The organism is Pseudoalteromonas sp. SG43-4, from assembly GCF_014164325.1.
Lineage (GTDB): Bacteria > Pseudomonadota > Gammaproteobacteria > Enterobacterales > Alteromonadaceae > Pseudoalteromonas > Pseudoalteromonas distincta.
The window spans coordinates 1-10,481 of the sequence record NZ_JACJFB010000034.1 but is presented as its reverse complement, the minus strand read 5'-3'; the positions used below and the strand labels follow the sequence as shown (position 1 = coordinate 10,481).

Here is a 10,481-nt window from a genome sequence, read left to right as displayed (position 1 = left end):
TCATTCTTATTTATTTCAGTGGTTGCGGGAGCCTGAACTTATAAAAGGTGAACCGACGACCTTCGGGTTATGAGCCACAATATACACACCAAATTTTAGACATAAAAAAACACGCTTTAAGCGTGTCGTTTCATTCTTATTTATTTCAGTGGTTGCGGGAGCTTGAACTTATAAAAGGTGAACCGACGACCTTCGGGTTATGAGCCACAATATACACACTAAATTTTAGACATAAAAAAACACGCTTTAAGCGTGTCGTTTCATTCTTATTTATTTCAGTGGTTGCGGGAGCCTGAACTTATAAAAGGTGAACCGACGACCTTCGGGTTATGAGCCACAATATACACACCAAATTTTAGACATAAAAAAACACGCTTTAAGCGTGCCGTTTCATTCTTATTTATTTCAGTGGTTGCGGGAGCCTGAACTTATAAAAGGTGAACCGACGACCTTCGGGTTATGAACCACAATATACACACTAAATTTTAGACATAAAAAAAACACGCTTTAAGCGTGCCGTTTCATTCTTATTTATCTCAGTGGTTGCGGGAGCCTGAACTTATAAAAGGTGAACCGACGACCTTCGGGTTATGAGCCACAATATACACACTAAATTTTAGACATAAAAAAACACGCTTTAAGCGTGCCGTTTCATTCTTATTTATTTCAGTGGTTGCGGGAGCCGGATTTGAACCGACGACCTTCGGGTTATGAGCCCGACGAGCTACCAGACTGCTCCATCCCGCGCCTGAAATTTGTAGACTTATTTAAAGTTGCTTACATTACAACTTGGCTTCCAATTAAAAAATTTATTGCGGGAGCTGTGAAGGTGAAGAGTGAACCGACGACCTTTTAAAACTACCTATTGCACTAAATCTTTATAAAAGAATTGGTTGCGGGAGCCGGATTTGAACCGACGACCTTCGGGTTATGAGCCCGACGAGCTACCAGACTGCTCCATCCCGCGCCTGTATATTTTAAGTCTATCGACTACTTTATTTTATCTCTTAAGTTAGAGTTTACAGTAACCTCAATCCCTAAGGAAATTGGTTGCGGGAGCCGGATTTGAACCGACGACCTTCGGGTTATGAGCCCGACGAGCTACCAGACTGCTCCATCCCGCGCCTGTAATTTCTTTAAAGCATTTTCGTAATATTTACGTGCCTGCCTTGAAGAGAGCGCTACTATATAGGAATAAACATTTAATGCAAGACCTAAACTAATTAAAGTTGTTCAACCGAACAAAAAGCAATCAAATTACTACTCTGCGCTCAATCTTTGATGTGGATTAATCATTTTTTGCCATTCCCAGTCGGGATGTCCCATTACTATAAAGTCAGGGTTCTCAGTACTCTCGCGTTGGTTGTACGTTAGCGGGTTAAATTCTGCATCGGTAATACAACCACCGGCTTCTTCAACAATAACTTGTGAAGCACCTGTATCCCACTCTCCCGTTGGACCAATTCTTAAAAAACAATCTGCTTTGCCCTCTGCAACAGTACAGGCTTTTAAAGAACACGAACCAATAGCAATCGTTGTAAACTGACTATTTAAATACTGACTCACCGCTTCTATTTTTTGGCGGCGGCTCACTGCAAGCGTCAAGCTCTCTGGCGGCGCTACAGATATTTGCTTATCAATTGAGTTTTCACGTTTAAAGGCACCATTTTTAGCTGTAGCAAAATAAGTCACACCTTTTGCAGGCCAATGAATAACACCAAGCACAGGATGATTATTTTCAATCAATGCAATGTTTACTGCAAAGTCGCCACTTTCTAAAATAAATTCGCCTGTACCATCCATCGGATCGAGCAACCAATAACGCTGCCAGTCCTGTCTATCGGCGAGTGCAGGTATAGGTGTTTCTTCCGACATAATTGGGATATCGGGTGCAAGTGCTTTTAATCCAGCAACCAGTACGTCATTTGCTGCTAAATCAGCTTTGGTAACAGGCGTATTATCTGATTTCTCTTGTTGGCCAATATCGCCTTTTTTATAAATGGCCATAATTGCATCGCCAGCACGCTCAGCTAATTCAATGCACGGTTCGATTAATTTATTCATCGGCAGCTCCAGACGCTAAATACTTATCTAATAATAGCAAAGCTGCAACACTGCGTGCTTCGGTAAAATCTTCTTGGTCTAATAATGACTGCCACTGAGTTAATGGCCACTTAACAACAACTAGCGGCTCTGGTTCGTCACCAATAAGGGTTTTTGGGTATAATTGCTTAGCAAATAAAATATGCATTGTGGCATTAAAGTAACTCGGCGCCATTGTTACTGTTCTTAATGGTTTAAAATACTCAGCGCCAAAGCCAATTTCTTCTTTAAGTTCTCTGTTAGCAGCTTGCTCTGGGGTTTCGCCCGGATCGATTAAGCCTTTAGGAAAACCTAACTGGTAATTGTTTGTGCCCGCACAGTATTCACGTACAAGTAGTAACTCATTATCTGCACTTAACGGAACAATCATCACTGCTCCCCGGCCACCGCCGCGAATTCGCTCATACTGGCGCTCTTCGTTATTAGAAAACTTTAACTCTAAAGACTCCACAGTAAACAGGCGACTTTTAGCAACAACATTGTTACTGAGGATTTGTGGTGGTGTTGGGTGCTTTTTCTGTGTCATTGGCGTTAATTTGCTATCATGGCAGTTAGTTCAATAATAAACCTTATAAGTTGAAATTCCTATGTTAAATTGGTCAAAAATCGATACCGTTTTGCTCGACATGGATGGAACATTACTCGATTTACATTACGACAGTCATTTTTGGCTTAACGTTATCCCTGCGCAACACGCATTAGCTAGAGGCATTAGCCTAGATGCAGCTAAAGCAGATATTTTAAAACGCTATCAAGCTGTGAGCGGTCAAATACAGTGGTATTGTTTAGATTATTGGGAGCAGCAATTAAACTTGCCTATAATGGAGCTTAAACGAGAGTCTCAGCATTTAATTAAAATGCGCGAAGACGTACCTCATTTTTTAACCGAGCTTAAAAAAGCAGGCAAAGAGTTAATTTTACTTACCAACGCCCACCCTGAGAGTGTCATGCTGAAATTTGAGCATACAGCGATTGATAACTACCTAGATGGTGTAGTGTCTACTCATGAATATGGAGTAAGTAAAGAGCAGCAAAGTTTGTGGCACCAAGTACAAAAAGACTTAGGGTTTAATAAGCAGCGCACTTTGTTTGTAGATGACAGTGTGCCGGTATTAAATGCCGCACGAGAATACGGCATCGAGCACTTACTGGCAGTTGCTAACCCTGATAGCCAACAACCACATAACGAAATAGCCGATTACCTGAGTGTTACCGACTATCGTAAGATTATTTAACTCAGTTTACGTGGGCTAGATTTTTGGGTAACGCGCTTCAAGGCCTTGGTATACTAACTTTGCAAAATCTGCATGTTCTGTATCAAGGCTTTTAACTACTTCAACTAAATGCTCGTTATCTTCTTGCCCGTTCCATTCTTTAATATAGCTACCATCTTTGTAGCCGTGATCTTGGCGGAAAAAGTTTAACGTATTTTTACCTACGTAGCCGCGATATAAATCATCAATATCCATACCCATTTGCGCCATACAGCCGGCAAAGGCAGCGGCATTAAACGTTTTATCTGCAACGGCGGAAGCCGCTAATATTTCTAGCGTTTGTTTAAAGTCATCCGCTTGTTGAGCATTACTAAGCTCAGCTTCAAGTTGCTTTGCTAAGTCTTCGTAGCTAGTTTTGCCGTCAATTCTAAGCGATAGACCAAAATGAAAAATATCAACCAACTCTAAAATAACTTGTTCAGTATCTGGTGTTTGTTTTTTCCACCATTTCCAACCATGATGATCCAGCATTTCAGCGCACTCAACCCAAATAGCGCGGTACCATTCGAATCCTTGAGTAAACCATTGCTCATGTACTTTAGTGTTCATGGCGTTTTGCATTTCTAGCATAACTACTAGCTTGTTTAAATTGGCAGACATATTCATTCCTGTCGTTTTTGATTAGTGTAATAGTACAGATAAAGGAAGCTTAACGCATCAGCACTATCTTAATATGTAGTTTACTTTGAGCCGCTAAATTCAGCCCATGAATCAATTAAATCAATGAAATCTTCAAAGCCACAACCACTACTTAAACCATTTTCTTCAAGCGCTAAATCGTCATCTTGATACGCTATTAGGTCTTCACTGTCTTGATGAAGCGCATGGGCTTCAAATAGTGCTTCGTCTTTGGTTAATATTAAATCTATTTCTTGGCCTTTTAGCGTTAGCGGCTCATAGCTTGAACTCACCGATGCAATAAGCGCTTGAACCATAGCTACTTTGTCTTTGCCTATTTCTTCGTTTAGCCAGCGACCAATAATAGCGTGTTCACTACTTATTTTAATACGTAGCCCACTAATAGGGTCGCGAATAAATTGATACTCCATAGGATTTGCCTGTAAATCTTTAATTGCGTAATTATATACGTAAACGCCCGCAAACCACAGGACATATAAAGTAAAATAGCGCCACAAGGGCGCTATTTTATTCAACTTTAAAGCAGTTAACTTCGCGATCTATAACGCGCTGCGTCAATAATCGACCATAAGTAAATAATAGGCACTAGTACAAAACCTACAAGCACATAAATTAGTGCGTAACTTATTATAATAGCGAGTGCAAAAAATATAGCCGCTAAAATACGCCCTTGCACTAACTGCCCTAAACCAGGAAAAAATATATTACATAATGCTGCGATTACGTTACCGCCAGAACCTTGATCTGCCATACTAACCTCTGTATTTATTTGATTTTATAATTATTTACTTACACACTCTATGCCAATTTATTAAAGCTTACAAATCAAATAGTTAAATTAGTCTAGATTTAGAGAGTTAGTAAATTTTGCTAACTTTAGGTCAAATTAGCAATTTTTATTGTGCGTTTACGCTTTTTTGTTTGTTCAAAAAATTATCAAGTTACTCGTTTTTAAGGCTATTTTATAAATAGCTGTTTATAAAAACAGTATTTTATTTAGCCTAACAAAAACACCTGTTATACTGCCCACAATATTGATTAAAAAGGCGTAACGATGGACGTTTCACAATTACTCGATGGCTTAAATGACAAACAACGCGATGCCGTTGCAGCCCCACTACAAAACATGCTGGTATTAGCAGGTGCTGGGTCTGGTAAAACACGAGTGTTAGTTCATCGTATTGCGTGGCTTATGCAAGTTGAGCAAGCATCTGCTTACAGTATTTTTGCCGTAACCTTTACTAATAAAGCGGCTAAAGAAATGCGTAGCCGCGTTGAAGAAACACTAAAAGCCCCTGTAGGTGGTATGTGGATTGGTACGTTCCATGGTTTGTCGCATCGTATTTTACGTGCTCATCACCGTGAAGCTAACTTACCAGAAGCCTTTCAAATTTTAGACTCTGACGATCAACTTCGGATGATCAAGCGCTTATTAAAATCGATGAATATCGATGATAAAAAATGGCCCGCCAAACAATTTGGCTGGTACATCAGCGCTAAAAAAGATGAAGCACTTCGCCCTAAAGATATTCAAGCATACGATATTAACGAGCAAATGATGCTGCGTGTTTACGCCGCCTACCAAGAGGCCTGTGATAGAGCAGGCCTAGTAGATTTTGCCGAAATATTACTACGCAGCTACGAAGTGTTAAAAAATAACCCAACGTTACTGCGTCATTATCAGCAACGCTTTGCACATATGCTCGTAGACGAGTTCCAAGATACAAATACCATTCAATATGCTTGGTTAAAGTTACTTGCAGGCGATACAAGCAGTATCATGATTGTAGGCGACGATGACCAAAGTATTTACGGTTGGCGCGGTGCTAAAATCGAAAATATTAAACGATTTTTAACTGACTTTAGCGCAGAAACCATTCGTCTTGAACAAAACTACCGTTCAACAGCAACTATTTTGAAAGCGTCTAATGCATTAATTCAAAATAACTCAGAGCGTATGGGTAAAAGCTTATGGACCGACGGTAACGATGGCGAGCCAATTTCTATTTATGCGGCATTTAATGAGTTAGACGAAGCACGCTTTGTAAGTAGCAAACTACGAAGCTGGTTAAATGCAGGTAATGCCCTACAAGATGCCGCAATTTTATACCGTAGTAACGCGCAATCTCGTGTACTCGAGGAGGCCATGCTGCAAGAAGGCTTAAAATACCGTATTTATGGGGGTATGCGATTCTTCGAACGACAAGAAATTAAAGATGCGTTGTCGTACTTACGCCTAGTAGGTAATCGTCAAGACGATGCCGCGTTTGAGCGTGTAATTAATACGCCAGCACGCGGTATTGGCGATAAAACATTGAGCCATATACGCGATTGTGCACGAGCAGAATCGTTACCGCTTTGGTATGCCGCAAAAGCAATTGTAGAACAACAGCATTTATCTGGTCGTGCTTCTGGTGCAGTAAGTAAGTTTGTAGAACTAGTAGAACAAATAGAAGATAAAATTAGCGATCTAACTTTGCATGAGCAAGCCAAGTACACAATTCAAACCTCAGGCTTAATGGCAATGTACCAAGCCGAAAAAGGTGAAAAAGGCCGTGCTCGCGTAGAAAACTTAGAAGAGCTAATTAGCGCTTGTGATCAGTATGAGCTGCCTGAAGACGAAGAGTACAGCTCACCTTTACAAGGCTTTTTAGCCCATACGTCACTTGAGTCAGGTGAAGGACAAGCAGAAGAACACGAAGACGCCGTACAAATGATGACGCTTCACTCAGCTAAAGGCTTAGAGTTTCCGCTAGTGTTTATGGTAGGCGTAGAAGAAGGCATGTTCCCTTCTCAGCAAAGCAACGAAGAGTCGGGTCGCTTAGAAGAAGAGCGCCGCCTTTGTTATGTAGGCATGACACGAGCAATGGATAAGTTATACATTAGCCATGCTGAGAGTCGCCGTTTATACGGGCAAGAAAAATACCATAGCCCATCTCGCTTTTTACGCGAAATCCCTGAAGACTGCGTAGAAGAAATCCGTATTAAAACACAGGTTTCTCGCCCGCCTGCCGCTGGGCGTTTTAGCGCATCAGTTAGCCATGCCGCATTTGAAGACAGTGGCTTTAACTTAGGACAACGCGTACTGCATGCTAAGTTTGGTATTGGTACTGTACTGAATTATGAAGGTAGTGGCGCACAATCTCGCGTACAAGTTAACTTTGACGACCTTGGTAGCAAATGGTTAGTAACGGCCTATGCACGATTACAAGCGGTATAAAGCACACCTAAATGAGTTAGAGCAACAATTAGCTGGCGCGTATCATCGTCAGCTAGTGTTGATCACGGGCAGCCCAGCTTGGTGTTATGAAATACTTAACTCATTAATAGATGAAAACAATACACTTGTTGTATCAAAGCAGTGCGCGATTAAAAATTCGTACTGGCCTACTCGCACACACCAAATTTTAGGGCAAGAATTTGCTCATGCTGTTTACGATGGTTTTAGTGGTTTGCACCCTGATAAACTTGCAGCACTTGCCGGCACCGTTAAAGCAGGCGGTATACTGTTTTTATTACTGCCTGAACTAGATAATTTAGCCTCTTGGCAAGATCCCGCATTAAGTACAGTGCAATCACACGGTCAGAGCATTGACTACAGCATATTTAATCAACGTTTCGCGACTATTATTAAACCGTTACCTGCTTTTCACTTTAGTGAAAAAAATGGCTGTATTAATCATAACGCCAGCTATGTAGCTCATAATAAAATTGATTATCTACCACAGCAAAACTGTATTGAGCAGATAGTAAAAGTAGCTAATGGCCGTGCAAACAGACCTTTACTTATTAATGCTGATAGAGGCAGAGGTAAGTCGGCAGCACTTGGCTTAGCAACGGCAAAACTAACTGATAAAAAAGTAATTATTTGCAGCACTCAGTTTAAAGCGACCCATAGCAGCTTTAAACATTTAGCCCAAGAGTTAAGCCTTCAATACAACGCTGAACATAAACAGCTCGCCAACTTGCACTACGTTGCACCTGACGCGTTATTAAACACACTACCTGAGTGCGATTTACTACTCGTTGATGAAGCTGCAGCAATCCCTGTTCCGTTATTACTACTAATGCTAGCTCATTACCCTCGTATAGTATTTGCAAGCACTCTGGTTGGGTATGAGGGCAATGGTAGGGGTTATACCATTCGCTTTAGTAACTATATTAAAGCACACTATAAAGCCTCTAAAGTTGTAACGCTTGATGAGCCACTGCGTTTTGCTAAACACGATCCCCTCGAGAAGCACATTCGCAACTTGCTTGCACTCGATGCAGAATATATAGAGTTAAGTAGTGATGAATTAGAGCAGCCAATTCATAGCGAAGTAACTCAGCAATCCCTTGTAAACAATGAATCTTTACTGCAGCAAGTTATTGCCCTACTTGCACTGGCTCACTATCAAAGTTGTGTCAACGACTTACGCCAACTACTAGACGCACCATCGCAAAGACTATTTATTAGCAAAATTAATAATCAATTAGTTGGCGTATGCTTAATCGCCATAGAAGGTGGTTTGAGTGAAGAACTTGCCCTACAAGTTATAAGTGGAGAGCGCCGTCCGCAAGGACATTTAATGGCGCAAGCACTCTCACAACTTAGCTTTAATAATGACTGTTTAACACAACTGAGCGCCCGCGTTGTACGAATAGCGATTGATCCGAGTTCCCACAATATTGGACTTGGTAAAAAGTTACTTAGTTATTGCGAGTCGCAGGTAAAAAGCCAATGTAGTTGGCTTGGTGCAAGCTTTGGCGCAACAGCGCAGTTACTTAATTTTTGGCAAAACCTAGGGTTTGATACTGTAAAATTAGGTTATCAACGCGATAAAAGCACCGCTGAACATTCGGCGCTTGTGGTTAAATGCTTGAGTGACAAAAGTACAATTCTCCAACCCCTAAAAAAGCAGTTTAAAAACGATTTCTTTTATGCTCTTTTAACACACTTTAAAACACTAGATTGGCAACTCGTGAATATTATAATTGAAGGATTTAGCGACGAGTTAATAAGCCTAGAGACTCACGACCGATTAGCGCTGCTCACTAAAAGTAACTTCACTCAATTTAGTATCTCTGCAACTCTTTGGCAGGTAGTGAACCAGTCACCTTCTTGTATATCTCAATTAACAGAGTCGGATAAACAACTTTTAATAAAGCTAGTACTTCAAAATGAAAGTAATGAAAAAGTGATTCAACACTTAGGTTTATTAGGAAAAAAGCAGCTTGAGAATCAATTTAAACGTGCCATAAAAAACCTCACTAGCACCATCTAATAATTTCTAGTTGCCCTATCTCTGTTAAATTTTATCCATCTTTAAGCTATTTATTTAATTTGTTCTATCCTTAAAGCATTAATAGGTAAATTAAGATAAAGGCATGGAATTAATAAACTTTAAAGTGGGCTGCAAAACAATTTCGCTAAAAATACTCGATATTTTATTAACTGAGCGCTTTGACAATAATCTAACAACTTTACCAAACAATAATAAAAGCTTTATTGGTGTTAAAGATTATATGGATATACCAACACCTGTTTTTGATTTAGGTATTATTTTAAATAATATCTCAACTGAACAAAGTAATGCGCATGTACTAAAACAACTAAGAATATGGCAAGACAAACTATTAGACTGGTTTAATACCCTTCAAAGTAACTTATTAAATAGCTCGGCTTCTATTTCAAATAATGACGCCGAACTACAAGATTTTGTTTTGTTTTACAAAGAATTCAACACCGACAATGAAGACTTAAAATTAACAATGTCTCGGCTTGACGAGCCCTTCCAATCATTACTAGAAACAGCAAAAGCAGCTATAGCAGCCCATAATCGAAGTGATCATAAACAAGTATCAGCTCTGCTCGACAAAATTAAGCGTAATAGTCTAATTCAGCTTGAGCGTTTATTTGAATCCGCTAAAGAGCAAATAACCTTAGACTATAAACCTATTATTGTTTTCACCACCAAAGACGGACTAAATCCACATGTTGGTTTATTAGTAGATAAGGTTGAAGATAATATCGACTATAAAAAAGAAGACATAAAGCCACTGGATAAGCTCACTGAGGTTGGTTTTGATCTAGACCCACAAACTAAAAATATGATGCTAGGATTAATCAAGCTCCCCCAAAAGCATAGTGTATTAATTGATCCAAGCGTAATATTTAAACCAGCTCAACTAGAAGAATCTGAAAGTGAAGAAACCCAAGCTTATGGACTATTTTAAATAGCCTTTAAATTTGGTTATTAACTTTAGTACTGGAATAATGAGCTATTCCGCTCAACTTGTACATTTAGATGAATTAGAGAAGAATCGAGTATGTAATGTCCGTTACTCCCCATATTTCACTTTTCTGCAGACGTAAAAAAGCCCGACTATTTCTAGTCGGGCTCTCTACAATTTGAAGCCTGGTAATGTCCTACTTTCACATAGCAAATGCTACACTATCATCGGCGCTGTTTCGTTTCACTA

The 10,481-nt window shown here is 39.9% G+C and carries 9 protein-coding genes and 3 tRNA genes; 4 read left to right on the top strand and 8 right to left on the bottom strand.

From position 1 onward, the window contains the following. Positions 1-670: 670 nt before the first annotated feature. The 5 genes from H5160_RS19835 to nudE all read right to left on the bottom strand — a co-directional run bounded on the left by H5160_RS19835 (position 671) and on the right by nudE (position 2,629). Positions 671-747 (bottom strand) — tRNA-Met (locus H5160_RS19835). A 143-nt stretch (positions 748-890) separates the two neighbouring features. Next, positions 891-967: transfer RNA gene (locus H5160_RS19830), tRNA-Met, on the bottom strand. A gap of 80 nt (positions 968-1,047) precedes the next feature. Continuing rightward, positions 1,048-1,124: transfer RNA gene (locus H5160_RS19825), tRNA-Met, on the bottom strand. Positions 1,125-1,260: 136 nt separating this feature from the next. After that, positions 1,261-2,064, bottom strand: a complete 804-nt coding sequence (gene cysQ, locus H5160_RS19820; protein WP_002963016.1) for a 3'(2'),5'-bisphosphate nucleotidase CysQ — start codon at positions 2,062-2,064, stop codon at positions 1,261-1,263. Then, the gene (gene nudE, locus H5160_RS19815) at positions 2,057-2,629 is read right to left on the bottom strand and encodes an ADP compounds hydrolase NudE (protein WP_165744910.1); all 573 of its coding nucleotides are present in this window, start codon (positions 2,627-2,629) and stop codon (positions 2,057-2,059) included. The genes cysQ and nudE overlap by 8 nt, the downstream gene beginning before the upstream one ends. 61 nt (positions 2,630-2,690) lie before the next feature. On the opposite strand from nudE, the gene yrfG reads away from it, so the two are divergent. Beyond that, positions 2,691-3,338: a GMP/IMP nucleotidase gene (gene yrfG / locus H5160_RS19810; RefSeq protein ID WP_165724387.1), complete on the top strand. Its 648-nt coding sequence runs from the start codon at positions 2,691-2,693 to the stop codon at positions 3,336-3,338. 15 nt (positions 3,339-3,353) lie between these two features. On the opposite strand, the gene H5160_RS19805 is transcribed toward yrfG, so the two are convergent. From H5160_RS19805 to H5160_RS19795, 3 genes are all read right to left on the bottom strand, one after another. Further along, positions 3,354-3,977 carry a dUTP diphosphatase gene (locus H5160_RS19805; RefSeq protein WP_002963012.1) on the bottom strand — a complete coding sequence of 208 codons (624 nt, stop codon included), beginning with the start codon at positions 3,975-3,977 and terminating at the stop codon, positions 3,354-3,356. An 80-nt stretch (positions 3,978-4,057) separates the two neighbouring features. Next, positions 4,058-4,426 carry a YacL family protein gene (locus H5160_RS19800; protein WP_002963010.1) on the bottom strand — a complete coding sequence of 123 codons (369 nt, stop codon included), beginning with the start codon at positions 4,424-4,426 and terminating at the stop codon, positions 4,058-4,060. A 116-nt stretch (positions 4,427-4,542) separates the two neighbouring features. Then, positions 4,543-4,767, bottom strand: a complete 225-nt coding sequence (locus H5160_RS19795) for a hypothetical protein (protein WP_002963009.1) — start codon at positions 4,765-4,767, stop codon at positions 4,543-4,545. Positions 4,768-5,070: 303 nt separating this feature from the next. Here H5160_RS19795 and uvrD point away from each other — a divergent pair, with 303 nt between their 5' ends. The 3 genes from uvrD to H5160_RS19780 all read left to right on the top strand — a co-directional run bounded on the left by uvrD (position 5,071) and on the right by H5160_RS19780 (position 10,235). Then, positions 5,071-7,236, top strand: coding sequence for a DNA helicase II (gene uvrD, locus H5160_RS19790; protein WP_002963007.1), 2,166 nt, complete (start codon positions 5,071-5,073; stop codon positions 7,234-7,236). After that, positions 7,214-9,283 (top strand): GNAT family N-acetyltransferase, encoded by a 2,070-nt coding sequence (locus H5160_RS19785; protein WP_182738492.1) that lies wholly within the window; start codon positions 7,214-7,216, stop codon positions 9,281-9,283. The genes uvrD and H5160_RS19785 overlap by 23 nt, the downstream gene beginning before the upstream one ends. A 103-nt stretch (positions 9,284-9,386) precedes the next feature. Then, positions 9,387-10,235 carry a chemotaxis protein gene (locus tag H5160_RS19780; protein ID WP_182738490.1) on the top strand — a complete coding sequence of 283 codons (849 nt, stop codon included), beginning with the start codon at positions 9,387-9,389 and terminating at the stop codon, positions 10,233-10,235. Positions 10,236-10,481: the final 246 nt, after the last annotated feature.

What these genes read in the sequence shown, in the direction of transcription:
- cysQ (WP_002963016.1), bottom strand. Translation starts at nt 2,064, where the DNA reads ATGAATAAATTAATCGAACCGTGCATTGAATTAGCTGAGCGTGCTGGC.
- nudE (WP_165744910.1), bottom strand. Translation starts at nt 2,629, where the DNA reads ATGACACAGAAAAAGCACCCAACACCACCACAAATCCTCAGTAACAAT.
- yrfG (WP_165724387.1), top strand. Translation starts at nt 2,691, where the DNA reads ATGTTAAATTGGTCAAAAATCGATACCGTTTTGCTCGACATGGATGGA.
- H5160_RS19805 (WP_002963012.1), bottom strand. Translation starts at nt 3,977, where the DNA reads ATGTCTGCCAATTTAAACAAGCTAGTAGTTATGCTAGAAATGCAAAAC.
- H5160_RS19800 (WP_002963010.1), bottom strand. Translation starts at nt 4,426, where the DNA reads ATGGAGTATCAATTTATTCGCGACCCTATTAGTGGGCTACGTATTAAA.
- H5160_RS19795 (WP_002963009.1), bottom strand. Translation starts at nt 4,767, where the DNA reads ATGGCAGATCAAGGTTCTGGCGGTAACGTAATCGCAGCATTATGTAAT.
- uvrD (WP_002963007.1), top strand. Translation starts at nt 5,071, where the DNA reads ATGGACGTTTCACAATTACTCGATGGCTTAAATGACAAACAACGCGAT.
- H5160_RS19785 (WP_182738492.1), top strand. Translation starts at nt 7,214, where the DNA reads ATGCACGATTACAAGCGGTATAAAGCACACCTAAATGAGTTAGAGCAA.
- H5160_RS19780 (WP_182738490.1), top strand. Translation starts at nt 9,387, where the DNA reads ATGGAATTAATAAACTTTAAAGTGGGCTGCAAAACAATTTCGCTAAAA.